This window comes from Microbacterium sp. F01, assembly GCF_056156365.1.
Genome location: NZ_CM149592.1, coordinates 4,415,036 through 4,437,499, shown reverse-complemented (window position 1 = coordinate 4,437,499; position 22,464 = coordinate 4,415,036). Strand labels below are relative to the sequence as shown.

Below are 22,464 nucleotides of genomic sequence, written 5' to 3'. Positions count from 1 at the left end.
GGCCATGAAGAAGCCCGGTGGTTTCAACAAGCTCAGTGGCCTGGTGTCGCATGAGACGTGGGCGTCCCTCATCGGGATGATCTACCTCGGGCTCATCGTGAACCTGCTGCTGGTGGTCACGTCGCTGCCCCTCGTGGCGCTGCTCGTCACGACCGACCCGCTGTACTCCTGGCCGGCGCTCGCCGTCGCAGCGCCGCTCGCCGCCCCCGGACTCGCCGCCGCGTTCCGCGCGTTCCGCGAGCACCAAGGCGGCGGGCTCGGCCCGATCCGCGCGTTCGTCGCGGGGCTGCGGGCCACTTGGCGCCGCGCGCTCCTCATCGGCGCGGCGGTCACGGCCGTCATCGTGGTGCTGCTCGTGGATGTGCGGATGCTGTCGACCACGGCCGTCGCCGTGTTCACGGTGCCCCTGCTCGGCGTGCTGGCACTACTCGCGATCGCGGTCGGGCTCGTCGGGCTGGTCGCGATCGCGGAGGTGCCGGCCGCACGGCTCCGCGACGTGCTGCGGGCCAGCCTCTACCTGAGCCTGCGCCGCTGGTACCTCACGGCCGCGTCGCTGGCCGCCTTGGCGGCGCAAGTCGCCGTGTTCGCCACCGCGCCCGCGCTCGGGCTGGGGCTCACGGCCTCCGCCGCCCTCTTCTTCGCGTGGACCAACTCCCGCTTCACGCTCCGCCCCGTGCTCGATCTCGACGAGAAGGCCGCCGCGCAGGCCTGAGCCCGCGGCATCCGTTCTCCGTATATACCTCAGAAGGAATCTCTCCATGACGTCCACCTCGCCCGCTGCGGGCACCACCGAGACCACGACCGAGGCGGCCATCGCCGCCGCGCTGTCGACGATCCGGCGCAACATCGCGACCTTCGGGGGCTCGTACCCCGACGACACGACGGTGGACGACCGCTACGAGCTGCGTCCGGCTGACGGGAACATCCCGCGCGGCGGGAACCGCGGCTGGACCACGAGCTTCCGCACGGGCATGCTGTGGCTCGCGTGGGAGCTCTCGGGCGACGAGGACTACCGCGAGGCGGCACGGGTCGACGCGGCCGACTTCGAGCGGCGCGTGCGCGCGGAGGAGGACCTCGACACCCACGACCTCGGGTTCCTCTACACGCTGTCGACGGTCGCGGCGTGGCGTCTGGTCGGCGACCCGAAGGCCCGCGACGCGTCGCTGCTGGCCGCCGACCACCTGATGCGCCGGTTCCTCGAGCCCGCGGGCATCATCCAGGCGTGGGGCGACCTCTCGGACCCCGCGCAGCGCGGCCGCACGATCATCGACAGCCTCATGAATATGCCGCTGCTGACATGGGCTCACGAGCAGACCGGCGAGGAGCGCTTCGCCGACGCCGTCGTGCGCCACACCGCGCAGCTGCGCGAGCACATCCTCCGCCCCGACGACTCGACGTTCCACACCTTCTACTGGGACGCCGAGACAGGTGAGGCGCTCCGCGGGGGCACCGAGCAGGGCGCGGCCGACGAATCGTGCTGGGCACGTGGTCAGGCGTGGGGCATCTACGGCTTCGCGATGAACTACGCGGTGACCGGCGACGAGCGCCTGCTCGAGGCATCCCGTCGCTGCACGGAATACTTCCTGCGCCATCTGCCGGCCGACGAAGTGCCCTTCTGGGACCTCGTCTACACCGACGGCAGCGACGCCCCGCGCGACAGCTCCGCCGCCGCGATCGCGGTGTGCGGGCTCCTCGAGCTCGCGAAGGTCGAGACGGATGCTGCGGCCGCCGCCGAGTGGACCGCCCGCGCCCACTCGATCCTGGCGTCGCTCATCGCGAACTACACGCCGGTGAACGCCGAGGACTCGGACGCGCTGATCCTGCACTCGGTGTACGACCTGCCGAAGGACAACGGCGTCGACGAGGGCACCCTCTGGGGCGACTACTTCTACCTCGAGGCTCTGATGCGCGTGGCGCGTCCGGAGTGGAGGAAGTACTGGTGAGGCTCGTCACCTACGCGGGTTCGGACGGCGCCCGGCCGGCTGCGGTCGTCGCGGGCGATCGGGTGCTCGACCTGGGCGGGATCGCCGGTTCGGTGACGGAGGTGCTGGCGGATGCGGCGGCCCTGGCCGCCGCGGAGGCCGCGGCGGCGTCGGCCGAGGTGGATTCCCTGCCGGTGCTCGACGCGTCGGCGCTCTTGGCACCGGTCGTGCCGGGCAAGATCCTCTGCCTCGGGTACAACTACCGCGGGCACGTGCCGGACGGTATCGATCCGACGGCGAACGACCCTGAGTACCCGGACGTCTTCGTCAAGACGTCGAACACGCTGGCAGGCCCGAACGACGCGGTGGTCATCCCGCCCGGAGCGACCGACGTCGATTACGAGGGCGAGGTCGCGGTGGTCATCGGCCGCCGCGCCCAGCGCGTGTCGCTCGAGGACGCCCTCGACCACGTCGGCGGCTACACCATCCTCAACGATGTGTCGGACCGCGCGTGGCAGCGCCGGCAGAGCCAATGGGCGCTGGGCAAGTGCTCCGACGGGTTCGCGCCGCTGGGGCCGTGGGTCGTCACGCCCGACGAGGCGCCCGACCCGCAGGATCTCCTCGTCGAGGTCGTGCGCGACGGGGTCGTCACGGTGTCGCAGTCGACGTCGACCACGATCTTCAGCGTGGCGTACGTCATCCATCACCTCAGCCAGGTGCTGACCCTCGAGCCGGGCGACATCGTCTCGACCGGGACGCCGCAGAAGCTGCCCGCCGCGCAGGACGCGCACCGTCCGCTCGCCGACGGCGACGCGGTCACCGTCCGCATCTCCGGCCTCGGCGAGCTCACCACCCGTTTCACCGCAAGCCAGGAGTCCGCCGCATGATCCTCGATTCGTTCCGCCTCGACGGCAAGGTCGCGCTCGTCACCGGGTCCAGCCGTGGGCTGGGCCAGGGCGCGGCCGTCGCCCTCGCCGAGGCCGGTGCCGACGTCGCGCTGCTCGATCGCGGGGATGCCTCGGCCACCGCCGAACTCATCGAGGCGACCGGCCGCCGGGTGCACCGCGTGCAGCGCGACCTCGTCTCCGCCACCCCGGAGGAGCTCTCCTCGGCCGTGGACGAGGTCATCGCCGAGCTCGGCGGATTCGACATCCTCGTGAACAACGCCGGCACCATCCGCCGGGCGCCGGCCGCCGAGTACCCGGCCGGCGACTGGGACGACGTGCTCTCGATCAACCTCGACGCGGTGTTCCACCTGTCGCAGGCGGCGGGCCGCCACATGCTCGCGCAGGGGAGCGGCCGCATCATCAACGTCGCGTCGATGCTGTCGTTCCAGGGTGGCATTCTCGTTCCGGCATACACTGCGTCCAAGCACGCCGTCGCCGGACTCACGAAGGCCCTCGCGAACGAGTGGGCGGCAGCGGGCGTCACCGTCAACGCGGTCGCACCCGGCTACATGGCGACCGACAACACCGCACCGCTGCGGGCCGACGAGGACCGCGCCGCGTCGATCCTGTCGCGCATCCCCGCAGGACGCTGGGGCGCAGCATCCGATCTCCAAGGCGTCTTCGTCTTCCTCGCCTCGGACGCCGCCGCCTACGTGACCGGCGCCGTCATCCCCGTCGACGGCGGCTGGCTCGTCCGCTGACCCTTACGCACCCCACGCAGAACCAGGAGAGACCTCGTGACCGAGACGCACATCCCGCAGCGCTACGCGACCAACCCCGCCCAGATCCCGGGCATGACGACGCAGGACCTGCGCGACACGTACCTCATCCCCGACGTCTTCGTGCCGGGCGAGATCCGCCTGACGTACACGCACCACGACCGCATCGTGCTCGGCGGCGCCGTGCCCGCCGGCACCGTGCTGGAACTCGGCGGCTACCCCGAGATCCGCAGCGACTACTTCCTCGAGCACCGCGAGGTCGGCATCATCAACGTCGGCGGCACCGGCACGGTCACCGCCGATGGCGAGGTCTACACGCTCGTCAAGGGCGCGTGCCTGTACCTCGGCCGTGGCATCAAGGACGTGTCGTTCGCGGACGCTTCCGGTGAGACGGGGGCGCAGTTCTACCTCTTCTCGGCTCCCGCCCACACCGCGTACCCGTCGGCGCTCGTGTCGCCCGGCGAAGGCACCGTACGCGAGCTCGGCGACCAGCTGACCTCGAACCGCCGCACGCTCAACCAGTACATCCACGAGAACGGCGTGAAGAGCTGCCAGATCGTGATGGGCGTCACCGAGCTGCACCCGGGCTCGATGTGGAACACCATGCCGGCGCACACCCACGACCGCCGCACCGAGTGCTACCTGTACTTCGACCTGCCCGAGGACGCCCGCGTCATCCACCTCATGGGCGAGCGCGAAGAGACGCGTCACCTCGTGATCGCCGACCGCCAGGCCGTCATCTCGCCCTCGTGGTCGCTGCACTCCGGCGTCGGCACGTCGGCCTACACGTTCATCTGGGCGATGGCGGGCGAGAACCAGGCGTTCGACGACATGGACGCCGCCCCCGTCACCGACCTGCGATGACGCGATTCGACGCCGCCGGCGCTGCGCCGGCGGCCGCCGAGAATCGGAGATCCGGCGAAACTCGGACGGATGCGGCGCATCGATCCGAGTTCGGGCAGATCTCCGAGTTTCGCGCGATCACGCCGGGAAGGGCGACGGATGCTGCGGCCTGACTACGCTGGCGGAGTGCCCCGGACTCTGCTCGCGATCGGCGAGACGATGGCGATGGTGACGCCCGTCGTCGCCGCGCCGGTCGCCGACGCCGAAGCGTTCCTGCTGGACGCCGGGGGAGCGGAGTCGAACGTCGCCGCGCATGTGGCGGCGCTCGGGCATCGCGCCGTGTGGTTCAGCCGACTGGGCGAAGATGCCCTCGGGCGCCGTATCGCGCGCCAGCTCACCGCGCGCGGCGTCGACGTCTCGCGCGTCGTGTTCGACGACGCCCACCCGACCGGGCTGTACGTGAAGGATCCCGGCAACGGCGTCCTCTACTACCGCCGGGGCTCCGCCGCGGCGCACCTGTCGGAGGCCGACGCCGACGACGTGTCGTTCGCTGACGTGGATCTGCTCCATGTCTCCGGCATCACAGCCGCGATCTCAGCATCCGCCGCCGCCTTCCTGTCGCGGGTCATCGCCCGGGCCCGGGAGCACGGCGTGCCGGTGTCGTTCGACGTCAACCACCGCGCGCCGCTGTGGGATGCCGCGACTGCCGCCCCGGCGCTGCTCGAGCTCGCTCGCAGCGCCGACATCGTGCTCGTCGGCCGCGACGAGGCCGAGACGCTGTGGGGCACGGCGACCGCGGCCGACGTGCGCGCCCTGCTGCCGGACGTCGCCGAGCTCATCGTCAAGGACGGCGACATCGGCGCGACCGCGTTCGTCGGCGGCGACGTGGTGTTCGAGCCCGCGCTCGTGGTCGAGGTCGTGGAGCCGGTCGGCGCCGGCGACGCGTTCGCCGGCGGCTACCTCGCGGGCCGCCTCGCGGGCGACGCCGTACCCGATCGCCTGCGTGCGGGTCACGCGCGCGCCGCCCGCACCCTGCAGACCACCACCGACTCGATCGACGAGCCTGCTCCGACCGCCGACCTCCCGACCTGACGGGTTCGGGGCGCGCTCCGAACCGTCGGGGCGCACGCGACGCGCCCCGCACGCGCGCGGTGCGCCCCCATCCCGACAAGCCAGCTGAACCCGACGCACGAAGGACCGCCCCATGACCTCTCACACTCCCCAGACGAGCGGCACGGATGCTGCCACCCAGGCCGCCTGGTTCGACAGCGCCTTCGCCGGGGCACCGCTCATGGCGATCCTTCGCGGCATGGGCGTCGAGCGCTCGGTGCGCCTCTCCGAGACGGCGTGGGACCTCGGCATCGACTCCGTCGAGGTGCCGTTGCAGACCGACGAGGACGAGCAGGCCCTGCGTGCTGTCGTCGAGGCCGCGAAGGCCCGCGGCAAGAGCGTCGGCGCCGGCACCATCATCACGCCCGAGCAGGTGACGCGGGCCGCCGACGCCGGCGCGGTGTACCTCGTCTCGCCGGGGCTCGACCCGGTCGTGGTGCGTGCGGCGCAGGATGCCGGCATCCCGATCCTCCCCGGCGTCGCGACCCCCAGCGAGGTTCAGCTCGCCGTCTCGCTCGGGCTGACGTGGCTCAAGGCGTTCCCCGCGACGTGGCTGGGCAGCGGCTGGTTCAAGCACATCCGCGGCCCATTCCCGCAGGTGAAGTTCGTCGCGACCGGAGGACTCGACGCGTCGAACGTCGACGAGTTCCTCGACGCCGGGGTGCGCGTCGCCGCCGTCGGCTCGGCCCTCGAAGACGCGTCACAGCTCGAGCGCCTCGCCGCGGTGCTCCACGCCCGCACGGGCTCGGCTCGATGACGCAGGTCACGGCGCGGTCGTTCGCGATCGGTGAGACGGACTTCCTCCTCGACGGGGAGCCCTTCCGGGTGCTCGCCGGGGCGCTGCACTACTTCCGGGTGCACCCCGGGCAGTGGGCGGATCGCATCCGCAAGGCGAAACTCATGGGCCTGAACACCATCGAGACCTACGTCGCGTGGAACGCCCACGAGCCGGTGCGCGGCGAGTGGGACGCGACCGGCTGGAACGACCTGGGAGCGTTCCTCGACCTCGTCGCCGCCGAGGGAATGCACGCGATCGTGCGGCCCGGGCCGTACATCTGCGCCGAATGGCACAACGGGGGACTGCCCGTCTGGCTGACCGGACTCGAGGGTGTCGGGCTCCGTCGCTCGGAGCCGCTGTACCTCGCCGAGGTCACGGCGTACCTCGACCGCGTGTACGAGATCGTCGCGCCGCGCCAGATCGACCGCGGTGGACCAGTCATCCTTGTGCAGATCGAGAACGAATACGGCGCCTACGCCAGCGACACCGCGTACCTCGAGCACCTCGTGCAGGTGACGAAGGACGCCGGCATCACCGTGCCGCTCACGACGATCGACCAGCCGACCGACCAGATGCTCAGCGACGGCAGCGTCGAGGGTGTGCACCTCACGGGTTCGTTCGGCTCGCGTGCGGCCGAGCGCCTCGCCACCCTGCGCCGGCACCAGCCGACGGGGCCGCTCATGTGCGCCGAGTTCTGGGACGGCTGGTTCGACTGGTGGGGCAACACCCACCACACGACGCCCGCCGCTGCGTCGGCTGCCGAGCTCGACGCGCTTCTTGCCGCCGGGGCGTCGGTGAACTTCTACATGTTCCACGGCGGCACCAACTTCGGGCTCACGAACGGCGCGAACGACAAGGGCCGCTACCTGCCGATCGTGACGTCGTACGACTACGACGCGCCGCTCGACGAGCGCGGCGATCCGACCGAGAAGTACTTCGCCTTCCGCGACGTGCTCGCCAAGTACGCACCGGTGCCCGACGAGGTGCCCGCTGCCAGCGGCCCGGCGCCGGTGTTCGACGTCGCGCTGGAGCGCGTCGACGCCGGGGGCGCAGCATCCGTCTCCCGTCACGAAGCCCCGCCGACGTTCGAGGAACTCGGGCACCTCAGCGCCCTCGTCGCCTACGAAGCAGACCTCGACGGCCGCGGGGGAGTGCTGCGCTTCGGTGAGGTGCGCGACCACGCGTGGGTGTCGGTCGACGGGGCGTCGGTCGGTACGCTGTCGCGCACGCGTCACGAGGACGCTCTTGGCGTGCCGGCCGGCCGCCGGCTGCGTGTGCTCGTGGAGGAGCAGGGCCGCGTCAACTACGACGTGCGCCTGGGCGAGTCCAAGGGGCTGATCGGTCCGGTGACGCTCGCGGGTGAGCCCCTCACCGGGTGGACCGCGACGCCCATCGACGTCGCCGCTCTGGGTGCTTCGGCGATGGATGCTGCGACCGCCGCGGCTGCAGAGGCCGGCGTCGTCGCCCCGTTCGTGCTGCGCGGTACGTTCGTGATCGAGGAGCCGGCCGACCTGTTCCTCGACACCGCGGGATGGGGCAAGGGCTTCGCGCTGGTCAATGGGTTCCTGCTCGGACGCTACTGGTCGAGCGGTCCGCAGCGGACGCTTTACGTGCCCGCCGCCGCGCTGAACGTGGGGGAGAACATGGTTGTGGTGGTCGAACTGGATCGCGTGACCGAGGCGGTCGTGCGCTTCGTCGCCGAGCCGGACCTCGGCCCGCTCGAGGAGTAGCGGGGTGCGCCCGTCGTGGGAACGACCGCGGTGACCGCGTCGCAGCAGCCTGACGATCGTGCTGCGGCTGGTTGACTGGGCGGATGCCGCTCGTCTCTGACGCCCGGGTCGCCGTGTGCGGACCCGCCTCGTGGAACCATGTCATCCTCCTCGACCGCCTTCCCGAGCCGGTGCCGCACATGCAGTTCGCGCTCGGCGACCTGCACACGCTCGGCGGGACGTCGGCCGGCAAGGCGCTGCACCTCGCCGACCGTGGCGTCGACGTGACCCTCCACGCGTTGCTGGGAACCGACGAGGACGGGCGCCGCGTGTCGGCCGCGCTCGAAACGGCCGGCGTCCCGGTCGCGGCCTACGCCTCGGAGCGCACCGAACGCCACGCGAACCTGATGACAGCGGCAGGGGAGCGCGTGAGCCTCTACCTCGCGACGCCCTCGACGGCGTCCGTCGAAACGATAGACCACGTCGAGGCCTCCCTCGCCGACGCGGACATCGCGGTGGTCGACCTCAGCGAGATGGGTGCGGCTCTGGTGCAGCGCCGGCTCGCCGGTGCCATGGGAGCCCCGATCTGGACCGACCTTCACGACTACGACGGCGCGGCGGAGTTCCACGAGCCGTTCCTGCGCGCCGCCGATGTCGCCTTCATGAACGACGATGCGACCGACGATCCGTGGGCGCTCATGCAGAGCTGCCTCGACCGTGGTCCGCGGCTTGCCGTGTGCACCCTCGGCTCGCGGGGCGCCGTCGCGCTCGCCGCGTCAGGGGAGCGCGTGGCGGTCGATGCCGTCGCGGTCGATGTCGTCGACACGAACGGCGCCGGCGACGCGTTCTTCGCCGGGTTCCTCGCCGCCTCGCTCACCGGTGACGGACTGGACGGATGCCTCGCGGCCGGCGCCCGTCAGGCGGTCGTGGCCCTCTCATCCGAGCACCTGCATCCGGCGGTCGCGCCCGGTGGGGTCACCAGCGCGCTTCGGTGATCTTCGCGGGGCTCGTCGAGGCGTCGTACACCCGCACCCACGCGGGGCGCACCACGACGACCGCGAAGTCCGGGTCGAGTGCGCGGGAACCGGGGAACTGCGCGTTGTAGGCGCCGCCGTACTCCTCGCGGAGTGTGCCGTGCACGATCGTGCCGAAGCCGTCGATCTGCGCCGACACCGCGCCGTCCGTTCCGATGACGACGGCGATGCGGTGATCGTGGCGGAGGTTGTACGCCTTGCGCGAGCCGACCAGTGTGTCGAACACGAGCGTGCCGTCGTCGAGTGCGGCGATCCCGACGAGCGCGGCCTCGGGTGCTCCCGACGGTGTGACGGTCGCGACGACGCCCTGCGCTTCGGAGCGCACGAAGGCCACGAATGCGGGAACGTCGCTGGGATCGAACGCCATCCGCTCACAGTACGGCAGGGAGCGCGGCCGCGGCATCGACTCGCAGAGCAGCGGATGCTGCGCCGCGACGCTGGTTCAGAAGCTCGTGTTGAGTGTGGCCTGCCTGCTCGTCACGCCCGCGCGCGACGCCCACCGGATCGTCACGCCGCCTCGAATCGCCGGGGTGATCTCGATCTCAGCTCGACGGGCTCGCCGATCTCACCCGTGGCGGGGTCGGGTGGTGGATGGAGCCAGTACGTGTCGCCTTGTCAGCCGACGAGCCGGCGGAACACCTCGTCCGCCCGGGCCTTCACGTCGCCGGGATCCTGAACCGGCGCCACCGATTCGGACGCTTCCGCGCGTTCCAGTTCCCGCGCGGCGAATCGCCGGAGCACCGCGGGCGCCTCGCCGGAGCCGAGTTCTCGCGTCACGGATTTGAGGGCGATCAGGTCGACGGCAGCATCCCGGATCTCCGGCGAGACCGTGACCTCGGACAGCAGCGTCGGCAGGTCCATCGGCGGCAGCGCGTCGCCGGGGTGGTCGGCGAGCCACCGCAGCGCGGTGGCCGGACGCAGCACGTAGAAGAACCGCTTCAGCGTCTGAGGACCGGACTGCTGCCGCCGTGCCACATGGAGGTAGTGGCGGGAGATCGCCGCGCGCTCCACGACGGCGGACGCGTACGCCAGCAGCTCGTCGCGGAACGCGGTGTCGCCGCCGTACACGATGGGCGATCGCAGCCACTCGATCGGCGTCGCGTTGCCGCGCGCGATGAGGGTCAGCGCCTTCGGCAGATCCCAAGCGCCGGTCGATCTCGGTGACGACCGCGGCGTCGAGGCTGTCGGGGATCGCGCGCATCGCTCGACCCTACTCGCGGATCACGTCGATCGTCACGGATGCTGCGCCCCGCGGCATCCGGAATCCACACGTGCGCCGTGCGAGCCGTCGCTTCGCAGCCGGCTCATGCGACTGGTCTACCCTCGCCCGTATGGCGGGCGGAACGCATTTCGAGGAGGGCGCGGACGAGTACGACTCGGCGCGCCCGCCGTATCCGCAGGCCCTGTGGGATCGGCTGCGGATGCTCGGGCTGCTTCAGCCGGGGCGGTCTGTGCTCGACGTGGGTGCAGGAAGCGGGCAGGCGACGAGAGTTCTCCTGGCGGCCGGGATGAGCGTCACGGCGATCGAGCCGGGCATGCGGCTGGCGACCCTGCTCGAGGCCGCGTATCCCGCAGCAACGGTGATCGTCTCACGGGCCGAGGACGCGGATCTCCCTGCGGGCCGGTTCGACCTCGCTGTGGCCGCGACGTCGGTCCACTGGCTCGACCTCACCATCGTGCTCCCGAAGATACATGCGACTCTCGCGCCGGATGGACGTTTCGCCGTCTGGCGCAATGTGTTCGGCGATGGCGACGCACCCCCGACGCCGTTCCGCTCACGTGTCGCCGAGATCGTCGCCGCGCGTCGCGCACCTGAGCGACCGGGACCGCCTGCGGAGGATGTCGCCGCGATGACCGCGGCGCTGACGGCGTCGGGGCTCTTCGCCCTCGAGGACGCGTCGGTCTATCGATGGACCATCGAACTCGACGCCGCGGCGATCCGACGTCTCTTCCGCACCTTCAGCGACTGGTCGGCGGCGGAGGTGGAGCAGGCGGTCGCGGCGGTGACCGAACTCGGAGGCTCGGTCACCGAGCACTACTCATCGTGGCTGCTGGTGCTCGCCCCGACCCGGGTGACGCCCTGATCGAGCGGTGACGGATGCCGCCTACCGCAGCGTCGCCGCGGGCTCCGGCCGGTGCACGCCGCGGGGACGATAGCCGAGCGCATCGGAGACGCCGGCGAGGTCGGCGAGGTACCAGAGGATCGCGAGCCACATCTCGGTGCCCTGCAGTCCCGGCTCGGTCTCGGCGAGGCCGCGGGTGGCCGGGCTCGGCTCGCGGAACGAGAAGCCGGCGCCGGGCACCCAGGTCGACAGGGCGTCCGCCAGGAGTCGAGCGGCGAGCTCCCGCACCTCGTCGTCGCGGTAGCCGTTCCCGCGCGCGAGCCACAGCGGGTGCGCGACGTCGAGCACGTTGCACGCGTTCCGCGCGCCCGACGCGAACCAGCGCGGGTCGCGGGCGTGGCGCAGCACCGTGTCGATCACGCGATCCGGGTGGGGGAGCGGCACGCCGAACTGCGCGAACGTGCCGCGCGATGCGCGGTAGAAACCGTTCACGACGGGGAGCAGCCCGCGGTCGGGTGTCGCCGAACCCCACATGCCGGTGTGCGGGTCGGCGTGGAGCAGCAGCCAGCCGAACAGCGCCTCCTCCACACCTGCCGGAATGGAGTGCCCTGCCCGCTTCGTCCACAGGATCGCCGTGCCGAAGCCGTCGACGTGATGTCCGGCGCCCCACGCGTCGGTGGCCCACGGCAGACTCTCGCAGAACTCGACGACGCGTTCGGGCGTCGCCGCCGTCACCCACGTGAGAGGAGCAGGGAATGCCGACCCCAGCAGATCGAGCGCGTAGCCCGTGCTCAGCACGTGATACGCGACGTCTTCGTGCGAGAACCCGAGCCCCTCCCGCTGGCGCCCGTCCGCATCGAAGGGAGCGACCGCGCCGGTCGCGGCATCCTGCCAGCCGTGCAGCCGGCGGATCTGGACGTCGACCGGCGCCTGCGCCGGCGCTGCGCCGAGCAGCAGGTCGGCGATCTCGATCGCATCGGCTTGCGCGCGAACGGTGGGCGCGGCGCCGGGGCGGTCTGCGAAGAGCCCCGGCTCGTCGTTCCACGCGCGTTGCAGGACGACGGATGCCTCGTCCCGCGCGCGTGCGGCGAGCTCGGCGACGCGCTCGGCCAGGCCGGCGAACTCGTCGGTGGCCGCGGTGCCGACGAGGGCCGGCGCGAGCTCGGGCGTCGAGAAGGACGCGGGTGCGGGAGCAGGCCCCGGAGCGAACGGCGCGGGGTCCGTCGTCGACTCAGGCGTGCCCTCCGACGCGGCCGCGGCCAGCGCGGCGAGCACCTCGGGCGGCGTCTCGACGGGCTCGCGTGGTTCGGCGATCTCGGGCCGATCCTCCGTGCCGCGGGCCGCAGCATCCGCCGCCGCATCGGGGTGGATGCCGGTGTCGTCGGGCTCTACGCGCCAGCGGATGAAGCGCGCGGGGTTGCCGCCGACGACGGCTCCGGCCGGCACGTCCTTGGTGACGACCGCGCTCGCAGCGAGCACGGAGTGCGAGCCGACCTTGACGCCGTCGAGGATCACGACGTGCGAGCCGATCCAGACATCGTCGCCGATCTCGATGCCCTGGGAGGTGAGCGGCTGGCGGAAGACGGGCGTGCCCGACTCCATCGAATGGTTGAAGCCGAGGATCGACGTGTGTGCGCCGATCCGCACGCCGTCGCCCATCGTGACGCGGCCGCGGATCACCGTGTAGGGGTTGATGCTGCAGTCCGCGCCGGCAAGGAGGTCGCCGGTGAGGTAGGCGCCCGCCGCGACGTACGTGCGGTCGCCGAGGCGCAGCGAGTCGTTGTCGATCGAGGCGAGCTCGGAGAGGAAGCACTGCTCGCCGAGCTTGTGATCGGGACGGCTGTCGACGACGGTCTGCTGTAGGGCCAGCTGCGCCTCGCGTTCGAACGGACTCGCCTCGCTCCAGAAATCCCAGGGGGAGTACTCGTGCGCGGCGATTGCGGGAGACATGGAGGGGCTGACGGGAATCGAACCCGCGCTGTCTGCTTGGGAAGCAGAAGTTCTGCCATTGAACTACAGCCCCGATGCCTTGAAATTACTGGGATCGAGGAACCCTGTCAAGGCGGGGTATACACATTGGTGTACACATGAGCGTGGCGCCCAATTTCTCGGCGACACTCGATCAGCTTACCTGCCAGCTCCGTTGACACGCCCGCAGGTGCCCCAACTCAGCGGACTCCGCGCGGCCCGCGAGTGCGCTCGCTGCGTCCGGGGGGCGTTGGATCATGACGATCGCAACTATGTCGTGGCGTAGTTCGCTCAGCTAGATGAAGCTCGGCGGCTTCGTTCCTGCTGATGCCCCAGAGCTAGCGCCCGCGTCCTTACGCCGCGCTGGTTCGTGTGTGGAGGGGGCGCTGCGAACTACACGCTCAGGAGGTGCTCGGGGTGCGTGGGCAGGTGCTCGATGAACTCTTTGAGATCCGACACGAGGTACAAAGGCTTCGTCCCCGAGAAGTGTGGGACCACGTCCCCGAGGCGTACATGCTGTCGGAGGCGAGACGGGCTCATCCCGACCGCGGCAGCCGCGGAGGCGTGATCAAGCGCGACAACGGCCTGCGCTGCATCCGAGTCGAGGCTCGCGATGCTCATGATGGGTCTTCCAGTGATGTCGGCGAGTCGGGTCGCTCGGACATGGGCCGCCCGAGGTTCGACGTGAGGCCGGCGAGCCAGCCGGCGGCGCGAGCCTCCTGAACCCAGTACGCCGCAGTGCGCTCGGCAACGTCGAGCTCCTGCGCTATCAGCTTCAAGGGGGGGAGGCCGGCGAGCGCCGCGGTCCCGTACAGGATCTCGATGACCTCCCAGCGTTCATCCTTCATGCCTCGTTTGACGACTGCCTGCGCCATCCAGACCGGGATGATTCGCCCCTCGGCTGATGTGAGGTCAGCGACGGTCGTGGGTGTCGCGCCCGCACTGTCGTCAAGAAGCAGTGCGATGCACTGGGGGATGGCTGCCTGGAGTATCGCCTGCGTGGCGACGTGCTTGAGTCGGTCCTCGAGGAAGTCGCTGCCGACCGCCTGGTTGGTGATCTTCGTGAGCACATAGCGACCGCGATTGGCGCTGTAGTGCGCCTCGACGGTGGTCTCGATGCCGGTCGTCTGATCGATTGCGATCGCGATGAAGCCCGGCGCAATACGAAGCGTCGCACCGATCAGTTCCGTCGCGTCCTTCGACGTCATCTTGGTGCCGTCAAGCGCCTTCACTTCGACCTTCACCCCCTCAGCTTGCCGTATTCGAGACGAGTTCAGCAGTTGCCTCTTGCAAACTATACGACTAAGCGGTGTACTGCTGTCAATAGCCGATTCACTTCGGCAGTTTCGAAGGTTGGAGATTAGTCATGAGGATCGTCGCGGTCGCCAATCAGAAGGGCGGGGTCGGGAAGACTACCGTCGCGATGCAGGTGGGTGCGGAGTTGTCGCGGCGGCATCGGGTGCTGGTGGTGGATGTGGATCGTCAGCAGTCGACGGTGTGGTGGGCGGAGAACGCCCGCGACCGTCTGCCGTTCGACTTCGCCGGCAGTCAGCACCCGAACATGCTGAGCCGGCTCCGGGAACTCGGCGCGGACTATGAGTTCGTGCTGGTGGACACTCCGGGCAGCCTGGAAGACACGGCCGTGCTGGAGACGGTCCTTGAAGCCGCCGACTATGCCCTGGTGCCGGTCACCCCCGAGCCGCTCGCGGTCGACCCCACGCTCCGCACGCTCAGCCGGCTGATCGAACCACGCCACCTGCGCCATGGGGTGCTGCTGAACCGGGTCGACCCGCGGGTGCCGCACCAACTGAACACCTGGCAGCGGTTGCTGGACTCCGAGTTGGGGGTGCCTCGGCTGGATTCGTATCTGCGGCAGTACAAGGTCCACGCTGAGGCCCCGGTGATGGGGGAGCTGGTGACGAGCCTGCGCCGCAACCGCCGCACCGAGGGCACGATCGCGGACATCGCAGCCATCTCCCGGGAACTGGAGCAGCTGCTGTCGCCGGCGCTGGCGGGAGCGTGGTGAGGATGGGCAGGGTCGATCTCGCCGGCAAGCTCAGCGACGCCCGTGCCCGCGTCGACGCCGAGATCCCACCGACAGAGCCCTCCGCCCCAATGTTCGCCCGGCTGGCGCGGAAGGACGCGCGCATCCGCGACGACCAGCTCATCGCACTGACAGCGCTCGCGGATGCGGTGATGCGCCGTCGCCGGTTCAAGGCGGAGCGGATCACGGAGAACACGCTGATCCGCATTGCGGTCGATCTCCTCCTCGCCCACGCCGACCGGTTGCGAGGCTCGACCGAAGACGAACTGCGGAACTCCGTGACCTCCGCAGTTCCGAACTCCGCGACTTCCGCAGGTCCGGACTCCGGACCTTCCGGAGCGACCGTGCCGGGCGCGGCGATGCTCGAGCCCGCGGCGGCGCGCGTGAGCGGCGCCCGGGCGCCAGAGGAGGTCGGAACTTCGGACGTTCGTGACTCCGGCAGTCTCGGGCCTCGGTCCCTTGCCGGATCGGAGGGTTCGGCATGAACTCCCGGTCGGAGCGCGGCGAGGAGCGCGTTGCCGGGGAGCACGAGAGGGCGGCGCGGCGCGCGTATCGGGAGCGCAACGCGGAACAGATCAGCGCGACGAAGCGGGCGTGGCGGGAGCGCAATCAAGAGCACATCCGGGCGTACCGCGCCGCGTACAACGCGGAACACCGCGAGGAGGTGCGCGCGAAGAAGCGTGAGCACGCGGCCGTCTACGGCGCCCGGAAGGCTGCCGAGCGGCGCCGGAAGGAATCGAAGCGGGCCTCGTCGAAGAAGTACTACGAGGCGCACAAGGCCGAGCACCGTGAGTACTCACGGCAGTGGCAGGCTCGCAAGCGTGCGGAGGACCCGGAGGGGTACCGGGCGATGCGCGCCAAGGCGCAACGCCGCTGGTGGGAGAGCCACAAGGACGAGTACAACGCGAAGCTCCGCGCCCAGCACCGGGAGAACCCCGAACCGAAACGTGCCGCGTCCCGCGCGTACTACGCCGCGCACGCCGAGGAGCTGAAGGCGAAGAAGCGCGCCTACTACGCCGCGAACCGAGAGAAGGTGCTCGCGGGCAACCGGGCGTGGAAGGAACGTGAGAAGCGCCGCCTCGACGCCGGCCTGCCACCCCGCCGGATCCGGACGACCCCTGCCGCTGAGCGCCGCGCGAACACGGCCGCGGCCGACGCGTTCTTCGCCCGGCAGCGATCACCGGAGGAAATCGCCGCAATGCGACGCAAGCCGCGCCCGGTCGTGGAGCTGCTGCTGGGGACACCGCCGGAGTTGGTCGCGGCGTTCGAGCGCGAGAGCAAGCGCGCCCGGATCGAACATACTCTGGCCACCAACGGCAGCTTCGCCAGCCGGCAGCTGCTCGCGGAAGCACGCCGGCAGCTCGCGGCTCAGCAACGGGCGGCGCTCCGCGAGCATCGGGACGCCGCGGAGGACGCCCGGTTGGACGCGATCGGCAAACAAGTCAACGACCGCCTGCGCCACCGCGAACCCCCGCGCCGGCGACATCACCTCGACCCCGATCCCGCCGCTCCTCACCCGATGCTGAACCCGAACAACACGATGGGAATGAACCGATGACCGACACCACACCGAACCGGGAGGCGATCATGCTCGACCGCGCCGCCGCAGAAGCCGCCCGCTGGCGCATCGCCGTCAGCGCGTTCGAGTACTACCCGGGAAAGCACCTCGACGAACCCGGCTACACCGTCGACGAAGACGTCATCTGGTGCATCCAACCGCTCGCCGGCCTCTCCGCCGCGGAACTCGAACTGCTGCGCGCCACCATTCGGACACTCATCACGACCCCGACCGCGGACCGGCAGGCGTTCATCCGTCACCTCGCCGCCCTCACCGCCGACGACACTTCAACCGAAGGTCCGTGACCAGCTCGGCCGCGACCACGCAGGGAAGGAGAAACACCATGAACGTCCCCGCTCATTTGGAACCGCTCGTCGCGGTCACCGCGATCGCTTCCGTCGCGACCGTGATGCTGGTCCCGGTGTTGGTGGCTCAGCTGCTGCGCGGAAGGCTGCGGCGAGCCTTGGGCACTCTCGCAGCCACCGCGCTGCTCGCAGCGGTGGGGCTCGGGGCCGCTCTTCCGCTCGCGAACACTCCGCTCATAGGGATGCCGCCACCCTGACCCGCCACCGCAGCGCCCTGTTGCCACGTGCGGTAGCGGGGTCACCGGAAGACACCGGGTAGCGGACGGGTCTTTCCTGGACGACAACGAGGTCCCCCACCGCATCCCAGGCCCCTGGGAGCGTCAACGCGATCGCCGCGTGGGATGACCTGGAATACCCCGTCGACCGGCTCGCCGACGTCGACGACCTCTTCACCCGCCACGACGAGCAGCTCGTGTGCAGCCTGCACTTCCCGGAAGCGGAGGCTCTCGCCGAAGTCCTCGACGCCGGCAGGCACACCCGCACCGCGACACGCCTGATGCACCAGTGGGCACTCACCGAAGCCGACTGGGAAGACCTCGGCCACGAGGCGATCATCCGCGGCTGGCTCACCGTCGACTCACGCCGGCAATCCGACCAGCCCGCCCCGTAACCCGGGGGCTACGGGGTGTGGGGAATGTGGTCGAGCGCGCGCTGCACCGAGTTCGGGCTCACCCCGAGCACCCGCGCGATGTACGTGACCGGGCGGTCGAGCTTGCGCAGCTCGAGCGCCATCGCCACCTTCTCCGGTGTCATCACCGTCGGCCGGCCCGGCCGCTTCCCGGACGCCGCCGCCGCCATCCCTGCCCGGGTCCGCACACTCACCAGGCGGCGTCGCAACCCCTCCAACGCCGCGACGACCTCGGCCGGACCCGCACCCGACGGCGCATCGGTGCACAACGCCGGCTCCGACAGCGACCGAAACTGCACACCACGCTCGCTCAGGCCGGTGAACGTGCTCAGGAAGTGCGTCACCGCGTGAGACAACTGTGCCGAACTGGACACCACCAGCACATCCCCGGGTTCGAGGAACGCCAGGCACTCGGCCAGCCCCGGCCGCTTCCGCGGGTCGGTGGTCGCGTCGTCGGTGAACACCCGCACCGCACCGGCCGCGGTCAGGCGCGCGGCATCGGCCTCGGTTCCGGCGCCCGGCGTGAGCTCCCGGGTGTACCCGACCAGCCGCGTCACCGGGACGGACCCTCCACCCCCGGGCCGCCCGGTACGACCACCGGTGCGGCGATGTCGACAGGGCGGGCGGTGAGCATTGCTTGGCGCAGTGCCACCAGTCGGGCGACGGTCTTCTGCTCCATCGCGGTCGCGAACTTCCCATTCGCCGGCACCCGCAGCCCCGGGATCACCTCCCGCAACGACGTCTCATGCAGGTCCACCAGCAGTTCCGCGACCTCGTCCGGCAACCCCCGTCGGCCTGACGCGAACTCGGCAGCATGATGCAGCTCGCTCAACCACTGCGTCGCATCGAACCGGCCCAGCCGCTCCGACTGCGCCGCCACCAATGCGGCCCCAGCACCCGCGAAGCCCGCACCCTCCGAGCCGGTGGCGTCGAAGATCAGGCGCCCGTCACGGCCAACCACAGTCAGTCGGTCCGCCCACCCGGAGTCCTCAACGGACGCGACCAGAGTCCGGGTCGCCGCGAAGCCTTCGTCGTGGGTCGCGCGGGAGGTCGGCGTCGCACGGCGGCCGGCCTGGGCATCCCGGAGGTATGCCGACAGCACCGACAGCAGGCTGTCCGCGCGCCGCGAGCCAACCACCACGACCCGGGTGCGGAAGCCCTCCGCGGCGAATCGCTGCGCCGTGCCCGCGGCCGCCGTTACGTTGCCGAATGTTCCCTCCACCGCGAGAGACCGGCGGTGCTCTCGCGCGTACCGGATGCAGCCGGACACCCATCCCGCCACGGACTGCGCGACCTCGCTCACCGCTTCCGGGTCGGTGGCAGATCTCGGATCGAGGAAGGCGGGGTGGAACGCGCGCAGGTCGTCAGCGCTCAGCACCGCGACGTCCAGCTGATCCCTACCTGCGAGGGATGCTGCGGCGCGGGAGCGGCCGGCGCCTGGCTGGCCGGCCACCAGCACGAACGTCGGCCGATCGGACTCGACGTCGTCCGGGAAGTACAGCGGCAGGATGTCGCGGCGAAGGATCTCGTCGCGCTGGCCCTGCTCCAGGCCTGCCGGGATCATGCGTCCGCCGCCGACAGGTCACCAAGACGGGCCTCCAGTCGCGCTGTCAGGGCGCCGACCGCGGCCCGGTCGTACGCGTCGACGCTCAGCACCTCCCGACGAAGTGTCGCCAACTCATCTCGCTGTGATTCCGCGTGCAGCAAGGCGAAGACGGTGACTGCGGTCTCGCGCATGCGGTCGTACGCGACGACATCATTGACTCGCCACGGCGAGGCCGTTCCGGGCATCGACCCTCCTTGAGGGCCATCGTACCGAGTGCCAAAAAGGTTGTGGTGGCTCTTTTGACGATCCGTCGCTCCGAGCGTGCTGCGCTGAGGGGAAGCGTCGTCGACGGGGCGCGCGGCGATCGGTCAGCCGCGGGCGGCCGGCTGTATTGTCCGCCCGCGTCCGCGGGCGTTGTTTGCCGTGAAGCCTGCGGCAGTCTACGGTCGGCGCCGCTGCGCGCAAGCAGCTGACGCTGCCGGCTCCTCCGAGACTTTCGGCACGCGGTCGCCAGCTCCCTTACTTCGCGCCGAAACTCTCTCCCCCTCCGCCCTTCGGGTTGCACTCCGCGTCGCACTCCCTGACAGGCACTTCGTGCCTTCCCGGCAAACAGCTAAGGGAAAAGGAGAAGGACATGACCATCAACGCTGTGACCGTGTACACCACCGGACCCAGCTGCCAGCGCTGCAAGCTCACCAAAGACGTCCTGACCCGCAAAGGCGTGCCCTTCACCGAGGTCGACATCCGGGAGCAGCCCGCCGCACGCGAGTACGTCGTCCACGAGCTCGGCTACGCCGAAGCCCCCGTTGTCGTCGTCGACGAGCACGACCACTGGAGCGGCTTCCGACCCGACCAGATCGACCGAATCGCCCAATCATGACCCAGCTCGTCGACCTCTGGCTCGCCGCCGCACACGAAGCCCACGCGCTGCGCGCCCAGCTCGCCTACCTCGAGGAAGCGTGGCTCCGCGCCGAAGCAGACGCCGACTACTGGTATTTCCAAGCGTGCAATCGCCCCGCGCTCGAAGCCCGCTGAGCGGGTCTGATCCGCTTGCGCCCCCTACCGTCGTCTGCCCGAAACAAAGCGTGCGGGTCCGGTTGGCATACTGTAGGCATTCTCCGTCCATGGCCGGAAGGTGCCTCATGACGTCGGATATCCCCCTCGGGCTCGCCGATCAGCCGCTGTCGGCGAAGATCTACGAGCTCCTACGCGAACGCATCATCGAGGGTGCGCTGGGGCCGGGCGAGCGGATCCGAGAGCGTGAGCTCGCCACGGAGCTAAACGTCTCTCGGATCCCGATCCGTGAAGCGATGCCGAGGCTCGAGGCGGAGGGCTTCATCAAGACCCTTCCGCGCCGAGGGGCCGTCGTCACGGAGATGACCATCAACGACGTCGAGGAGCTCTTCGCCGTGCGGTCGAGTCTCGAGGTGCTCGCCGCAAAGCTGGCCGCACACGCATGCGGGACGGGGCGCTCGCCGGAGGAGCTCTTCGCTCGGCTGGCAGCCGCCGAGGCGGCGTTGGATGGGGCCGACGACGCCGCGATCGCAGCGGCGAACTCGGCCCTCCACGAGGAGATCCTGAATCTCTCGTCGAACTCGTTGCTCATCGGGCTGATGGGGCCGATTAACGGCCGGGTTCGAAGGCTGTTTCGTCTCGAGGCAGAGCGCGACCAGCGAGTGCTCTGCGCTGAGCACAAGGAACTGTGCCACGCCATCGCGGATGGCAACGTGGAATGGGCGGGTGCGCTCGCGTATGCACACGTCGAACACAGCCGAGCAGACTCCCTCCGCCTCATGCGGGAGCGCTTGGAGTAGCCCAGAATCGCATTTGGCCTACCAGCTGACGCGAAACATTCAATTTACGTAGCGCCTGATCCGGTGAAACACAGGAATGGAATCTTGTATACCAAGTTCCTCCTCCTGAAGGGTCACCGGTGTACGAAACGCTTCACCTCCTCGACGGCACGCTGCCGGACGGCTCCCGCGTCGATCTGACGATCGCTGACGGCCGCATCCGCTCCGTCGCGCCGGCGAAGGAGTCGGCGGTGCGCGGCTCCCTCGCTGTCGCGTCGGCCGGCTTCGAGGATGCGGTGCGCACCGGCGCGGTGTCACGCGAGACCACCCTCGACCTCGGGGGGCGGCTCGTACTTCCGGCGCTGGTCAACGGCCACGCCCACCTCGACAAGACGTTCGTCGGATCGGGATGGCAGCCGCATCGCCTGGGGACGACGGTGGGGGAGCGCGTCATCGCCGAGCGGGCGATCCGCGACGAGCTCGACGTGCCGGTGGCGGAGCGGGCCGATGCCCTCGCGGCCGCCATGATCGGCTTCGGCACCGGCACGGTGCGCACGCACGTCGACATCGATCCGGCCGTCGGGCTCACGTCGCTGGAGGCGATCCTCGATCTGCAGGATCGCCTGCGCGACACCCTCCGCGTTCAGGTCGTCGCGTTTCCGCAGAGCGGGATCATCGCGTCCCCCGGGGTGGGCGCGCTCCTCGAGGAAGCGCTGCGCGCTGGCGCGGATGCGATCGGCGGTCTCGACCCGGTGGGCTTCGATCAGGACGCAGAAGGCCACCTCGACAGAGTGTTCGATCTCGCCGCGCGCTACGACGTCGGCGTCGACATCCACCTGCACGACCTCGGTGAGTCGGCGCGGCGCCAGTACGCCATGATCGCCGAGCGGACGCGACGTCATGGCCTGGCCGGGCGGGTGGCCGTGAGCCACGCGTACGGGCTCGGATCGATCGGTGTCGACCAGGCCCGACGCGTCGGCGCCGAGTTCGCAGCCACCGGTATCGCCGTCATGACGAACGGCCCGGCCGGGCCGATGCCCCCTGTTCTGGCGATGCGCGCCGAGGGCGCGACGGTGTTCTCGGGCTCCGACAACATCCGCGATGCGTGGTGGCCCTACGGCGACGGCGACATGCTCGCCGTCGCCCGCCAGGTCGCCTACCAGTCCAACTTCCGCACCGACGAGGAGCTCGGCGTCGCACTCGATCTGGTCACGGCGTCTGCCGCGCGGGCTCTCGGCGTGCACGACTACGGCGTGCACGAAGGGGCCGTCGCCGATCTCCTCGTCATCGACAGTCCGTCTCCGGCCGCCGCTGTTGCCGCCCACCCCGCATCCCGGCTCGTGCTGCACGGCGGACGCATCGTCGCCGCACAGCTCGCATCCGCCCACGTACTCGCGCCGATCACGCTCGACGCGATGGCCACCCGGCCCTGATCCA

Annotated in this window: 28 protein-coding genes and 1 tRNA gene; 21 read left to right on the top strand and 8 right to left on the bottom strand. The window is 70.3% G+C overall.

Features of this window, described 5'->3' with window-relative positions:
* The first annotated feature begins 4 nt into the window (after positions 1–4).
* The 10 genes from ACVN90_RS20360 (at position 5) to ACVN90_RS20315 (ending at position 9,023) form a co-directional block, all read left to right on the top strand.
* Positions 5–712, top strand: coding sequence for a ferredoxin-NADPH reductase (locus tag ACVN90_RS20360; protein ID WP_475100018.1), 708 nt, complete (start codon positions 5–7; stop codon positions 710–712).
* A 46-nt stretch (positions 713–758) separates the two neighbouring features.
* The gene (locus ACVN90_RS20355; protein WP_475100017.1) at positions 759–1,943 is read left to right on the top strand and encodes a glycoside hydrolase family 88 protein; all 1,185 of its coding nucleotides are present in this window, start codon (positions 759–761) and stop codon (positions 1,941–1,943) included.
* Entirely contained in the window at positions 1,940–2,809 is an 870-nt protein-coding gene (locus ACVN90_RS20350) for a fumarylacetoacetate hydrolase family protein (RefSeq protein ID WP_475100016.1), read from the top strand. Before ACVN90_RS20355 ends, ACVN90_RS20350 begins: the two co-directional genes overlap by 4 nt.
* Positions 2,806–3,570 (top strand): 2-dehydro-3-deoxy-D-gluconate 5-dehydrogenase KduD, encoded by a 765-nt coding sequence (gene kduD / locus ACVN90_RS20345; protein WP_475100015.1) that lies wholly within the window; start codon positions 2,806–2,808, stop codon positions 3,568–3,570. Before ACVN90_RS20350 ends, kduD begins: the two co-directional genes overlap by 4 nt.
* A 36-nt stretch (positions 3,571–3,606) precedes the next feature.
* Positions 3,607–4,452, top strand: a complete 846-nt coding sequence (gene kduI, locus ACVN90_RS20340) for a 5-dehydro-4-deoxy-D-glucuronate isomerase (protein ID WP_475100014.1) — start codon at positions 3,607–3,609, stop codon at positions 4,450–4,452.
* The gene (locus tag ACVN90_RS20335; protein WP_475100013.1) at positions 4,449–4,604 is read left to right on the top strand and encodes a hypothetical protein; all 156 of its coding nucleotides are present in this window, start codon (positions 4,449–4,451) and stop codon (positions 4,602–4,604) included. The genes kduI and ACVN90_RS20335 overlap by 4 nt, the downstream gene beginning before the upstream one ends.
* A 13-nt stretch (positions 4,605–4,617) precedes the next feature.
* Positions 4,618–5,523 (top strand): sugar kinase, encoded by a 906-nt coding sequence (locus ACVN90_RS20330; RefSeq protein WP_475100012.1) that lies wholly within the window; start codon positions 4,618–4,620, stop codon positions 5,521–5,523.
* A gap of 112 nt (positions 5,524–5,635) precedes the next feature.
* Positions 5,636–6,298, top strand: coding sequence for a bifunctional 4-hydroxy-2-oxoglutarate aldolase/2-dehydro-3-deoxy-phosphogluconate aldolase (locus tag ACVN90_RS20325; RefSeq protein ID WP_475100011.1), 663 nt, complete (start codon positions 5,636–5,638; stop codon positions 6,296–6,298).
* A complete protein-coding gene (locus ACVN90_RS20320; RefSeq protein WP_475100010.1) occupies positions 6,295–8,049 on the top strand; it encodes a glycoside hydrolase family 35 protein in 1,755 nt (584 codons plus the stop codon). Before ACVN90_RS20325 ends, ACVN90_RS20320 begins: the two co-directional genes overlap by 4 nt.
* 83 nt (positions 8,050–8,132) lie before the next feature.
* Positions 8,133–9,023 (top strand): carbohydrate kinase family protein, encoded by an 891-nt coding sequence (locus tag ACVN90_RS20315; RefSeq protein WP_475100009.1) that lies wholly within the window; start codon positions 8,133–8,135, stop codon positions 9,021–9,023.
* Here the strand turns inward: ACVN90_RS20315 and ACVN90_RS20310 are convergent.
* Entirely contained in the window at positions 9,004–9,429 is a 426-nt protein-coding gene (locus ACVN90_RS20310) for a pyridoxamine 5'-phosphate oxidase family protein (RefSeq protein ID WP_475100008.1), read from the bottom strand. The genes ACVN90_RS20315 and ACVN90_RS20310 overlap by 20 nt on opposite strands.
* Before the next feature lie 248 nt (positions 9,430–9,677).
* Positions 9,678–10,199 carry a nucleotidyltransferase domain-containing protein gene (locus tag ACVN90_RS20305; protein WP_475102162.1) on the bottom strand — a complete coding sequence of 174 codons (522 nt, stop codon included), beginning with the start codon at positions 10,197–10,199 and terminating at the stop codon, positions 9,678–9,680.
* Between the two features lie 194 nt (positions 10,200–10,393).
* Between ACVN90_RS20305 and ACVN90_RS20300 the strand changes: the two genes are divergently transcribed.
* Entirely contained in the window at positions 10,394–11,146 is a 753-nt protein-coding gene (locus ACVN90_RS20300; protein WP_475100007.1) for a class I SAM-dependent methyltransferase, read from the top strand.
* Positions 11,147–11,167: 21 nt separating this feature from the next.
* Here ACVN90_RS20300 and ACVN90_RS20295 read toward each other — a convergent pair whose 3' ends face one another.
* From ACVN90_RS20295 to ACVN90_RS20285, 3 genes are all read right to left on the bottom strand, one after another.
* A complete protein-coding gene (locus tag ACVN90_RS20295) occupies positions 11,168–13,075 on the bottom strand; it encodes an acyltransferase (RefSeq protein ID WP_475100006.1) in 1,908 nt (635 codons plus the stop codon).
* A tRNA-Gly gene (locus tag ACVN90_RS20290) sits at positions 13,075–13,148 on the bottom strand. Before ACVN90_RS20290 ends, ACVN90_RS20295 begins: the two co-directional genes overlap by 1 nt.
* Before the next feature lie 562 nt (positions 13,149–13,710).
* A complete protein-coding gene (locus ACVN90_RS20285) occupies positions 13,711–14,337 on the bottom strand; it encodes a hypothetical protein (protein WP_475100005.1) in 627 nt (208 codons plus the stop codon).
* A gap of 122 nt (positions 14,338–14,459) precedes the next feature.
* Between ACVN90_RS20285 and ACVN90_RS20280 the strand changes: the two genes are divergently transcribed.
* The 6 genes from ACVN90_RS20280 (at position 14,460) to ACVN90_RS20255 (ending at position 17,670) form a co-directional block, all read left to right on the top strand.
* Positions 14,460–15,119 carry an AAA family ATPase gene (locus tag ACVN90_RS20280; protein ID WP_475100004.1) on the top strand — a complete coding sequence of 220 codons (660 nt, stop codon included), beginning with the start codon at positions 14,460–14,462 and terminating at the stop codon, positions 15,117–15,119.
* Between the two features lie 2 nt (positions 15,120–15,121).
* Complete coding sequence (locus tag ACVN90_RS20275) at positions 15,122–15,622, top strand: hypothetical protein (protein WP_475100003.1); 501 nt, start codon at positions 15,122–15,124, stop codon at positions 15,620–15,622.
* Complete coding sequence (locus ACVN90_RS20270; RefSeq protein ID WP_475100002.1) at positions 15,619–16,695, top strand: hypothetical protein; 1,077 nt, start codon at positions 15,619–15,621, stop codon at positions 16,693–16,695. The genes ACVN90_RS20275 and ACVN90_RS20270 overlap by 4 nt, the downstream gene beginning before the upstream one ends.
* Positions 16,692–17,000, top strand: coding sequence for a hypothetical protein (locus tag ACVN90_RS20265; protein WP_475100001.1), 309 nt, complete (start codon positions 16,692–16,694; stop codon positions 16,998–17,000). The genes ACVN90_RS20270 and ACVN90_RS20265 overlap by 4 nt, the downstream gene beginning before the upstream one ends.
* A gap of 38 nt (positions 17,001–17,038) precedes the next feature.
* Positions 17,039–17,257 carry a hypothetical protein gene (locus ACVN90_RS20260; RefSeq protein WP_475100000.1) on the top strand — a complete coding sequence of 73 codons (219 nt, stop codon included), beginning with the start codon at positions 17,039–17,041 and terminating at the stop codon, positions 17,255–17,257.
* A gap of 215 nt (positions 17,258–17,472) precedes the next feature.
* Entirely contained in the window at positions 17,473–17,670 is a 198-nt protein-coding gene (locus tag ACVN90_RS20255) for a hypothetical protein (protein WP_475099999.1), read from the top strand.
* 8 nt (positions 17,671–17,678) lie between these two features.
* Here the strand turns inward: ACVN90_RS20255 and ACVN90_RS20250 are convergent, their stop codons facing one another.
* From ACVN90_RS20250 to ACVN90_RS20240, 3 genes are read right to left on the bottom strand one after another with little or no spacing between them, the layout of a single operon-like run.
* Entirely contained in the window at positions 17,679–18,245 is a 567-nt protein-coding gene (locus ACVN90_RS20250; protein WP_475099998.1) for a recombinase family protein, read from the bottom strand.
* Entirely contained in the window at positions 18,242–19,252 is a 1,011-nt protein-coding gene (locus ACVN90_RS20245; protein ID WP_475099997.1) for a zeta toxin family protein, read from the bottom strand. Before ACVN90_RS20245 ends, ACVN90_RS20250 begins: the two co-directional genes overlap by 4 nt.
* Entirely contained in the window at positions 19,249–19,479 is a 231-nt protein-coding gene (locus ACVN90_RS20240) for a hypothetical protein (protein ID WP_475099996.1), read from the bottom strand. Before ACVN90_RS20240 ends, ACVN90_RS20245 begins: the two co-directional genes overlap by 4 nt.
* A 389-nt stretch (positions 19,480–19,868) precedes the next feature.
* Here ACVN90_RS20240 and ACVN90_RS20235 point away from each other — a divergent pair, with 389 nt between their 5' ends.
* The 4 genes from ACVN90_RS20235 (at position 19,869) to ACVN90_RS20220 (ending at position 22,460) form a co-directional block, all read left to right on the top strand.
* The gene (locus tag ACVN90_RS20235; RefSeq protein WP_475099995.1) at positions 19,869–20,114 is read left to right on the top strand and encodes a glutaredoxin family protein; all 246 of its coding nucleotides are present in this window, start codon (positions 19,869–19,871) and stop codon (positions 20,112–20,114) included.
* Positions 20,111–20,269, top strand: coding sequence for a hypothetical protein (locus tag ACVN90_RS20230; protein WP_475099994.1), 159 nt, complete (start codon positions 20,111–20,113; stop codon positions 20,267–20,269). The genes ACVN90_RS20235 and ACVN90_RS20230 overlap by 4 nt, the downstream gene beginning before the upstream one ends.
* A gap of 107 nt (positions 20,270–20,376) precedes the next feature.
* Positions 20,377–21,048 carry a GntR family transcriptional regulator gene (locus ACVN90_RS20225; RefSeq protein WP_475099993.1) on the top strand — a complete coding sequence of 224 codons (672 nt, stop codon included), beginning with the start codon at positions 20,377–20,379 and terminating at the stop codon, positions 21,046–21,048.
* A 119-nt stretch (positions 21,049–21,167) separates the two neighbouring features.
* Positions 21,168–22,460, top strand: coding sequence for an amidohydrolase (locus tag ACVN90_RS20220; RefSeq protein ID WP_475099992.1), 1,293 nt, complete (start codon positions 21,168–21,170; stop codon positions 22,458–22,460).
* The last annotated feature ends 4 nt before the right edge of the window (positions 22,461–22,464 follow it).

What these genes read in the sequence shown, in the direction of transcription:
- ACVN90_RS20360 (WP_475100018.1), top strand. Translation starts at nt 5, where the DNA reads ATGAAGAAGCCCGGTGGTTTCAACAAGCTCAGTGGCCTGGTGTCGCAT.
- ACVN90_RS20355 (WP_475100017.1), top strand. Translation starts at nt 759, where the DNA reads ATGACGTCCACCTCGCCCGCTGCGGGCACCACCGAGACCACGACCGAG.
- kduD (WP_475100015.1), top strand. Translation starts at nt 2,806, where the DNA reads ATGATCCTCGATTCGTTCCGCCTCGACGGCAAGGTCGCGCTCGTCACC.
- ACVN90_RS20335 (WP_475100013.1), top strand. Translation starts at nt 4,449, where the DNA reads ATGACGCGATTCGACGCCGCCGGCGCTGCGCCGGCGGCCGCCGAGAAT.
- ACVN90_RS20325 (WP_475100011.1), top strand. Translation starts at nt 5,636, where the DNA reads ATGACCTCTCACACTCCCCAGACGAGCGGCACGGATGCTGCCACCCAG.
- ACVN90_RS20320 (WP_475100010.1), top strand. Translation starts at nt 6,295, where the DNA reads ATGACGCAGGTCACGGCGCGGTCGTTCGCGATCGGTGAGACGGACTTC.
- ACVN90_RS20315 (WP_475100009.1), top strand. Translation starts at nt 8,133, where the DNA reads ATGCCGCTCGTCTCTGACGCCCGGGTCGCCGTGTGCGGACCCGCCTCG.
- ACVN90_RS20310 (WP_475100008.1), bottom strand. Translation starts at nt 9,429, where the DNA reads ATGGCGTTCGATCCCAGCGACGTTCCCGCATTCGTGGCCTTCGTGCGC.
- ACVN90_RS20300 (WP_475100007.1), top strand. Translation starts at nt 10,394, where the DNA reads ATGGCGGGCGGAACGCATTTCGAGGAGGGCGCGGACGAGTACGACTCG.
- ACVN90_RS20295 (WP_475100006.1), bottom strand. Translation starts at nt 13,075, where the DNA reads ATGTCTCCCGCAATCGCCGCGCACGAGTACTCCCCCTGGGATTTCTGG.
- ACVN90_RS20280 (WP_475100004.1), top strand. Translation starts at nt 14,460, where the DNA reads ATGAGGATCGTCGCGGTCGCCAATCAGAAGGGCGGGGTCGGGAAGACT.
- ACVN90_RS20275 (WP_475100003.1), top strand. Translation starts at nt 15,122, where the DNA reads ATGGGCAGGGTCGATCTCGCCGGCAAGCTCAGCGACGCCCGTGCCCGC.
- ACVN90_RS20270 (WP_475100002.1), top strand. Translation starts at nt 15,619, where the DNA reads ATGAACTCCCGGTCGGAGCGCGGCGAGGAGCGCGTTGCCGGGGAGCAC.
- ACVN90_RS20265 (WP_475100001.1), top strand. Translation starts at nt 16,692, where the DNA reads ATGACCGACACCACACCGAACCGGGAGGCGATCATGCTCGACCGCGCC.
- ACVN90_RS20260 (WP_475100000.1), top strand. Translation starts at nt 17,039, where the DNA reads ATGAACGTCCCCGCTCATTTGGAACCGCTCGTCGCGGTCACCGCGATC.
- ACVN90_RS20245 (WP_475099997.1), bottom strand. Translation starts at nt 19,252, where the DNA reads ATGATCCCGGCAGGCCTGGAGCAGGGCCAGCGCGACGAGATCCTTCGC.
- ACVN90_RS20240 (WP_475099996.1), bottom strand. Translation starts at nt 19,479, where the DNA reads ATGCCCGGAACGGCCTCGCCGTGGCGAGTCAATGATGTCGTCGCGTAC.
- ACVN90_RS20235 (WP_475099995.1), top strand. Translation starts at nt 19,869, where the DNA reads ATGACCATCAACGCTGTGACCGTGTACACCACCGGACCCAGCTGCCAG.
- ACVN90_RS20230 (WP_475099994.1), top strand. Translation starts at nt 20,111, where the DNA reads ATGACCCAGCTCGTCGACCTCTGGCTCGCCGCCGCACACGAAGCCCAC.
- ACVN90_RS20225 (WP_475099993.1), top strand. Translation starts at nt 20,377, where the DNA reads ATGACGTCGGATATCCCCCTCGGGCTCGCCGATCAGCCGCTGTCGGCG.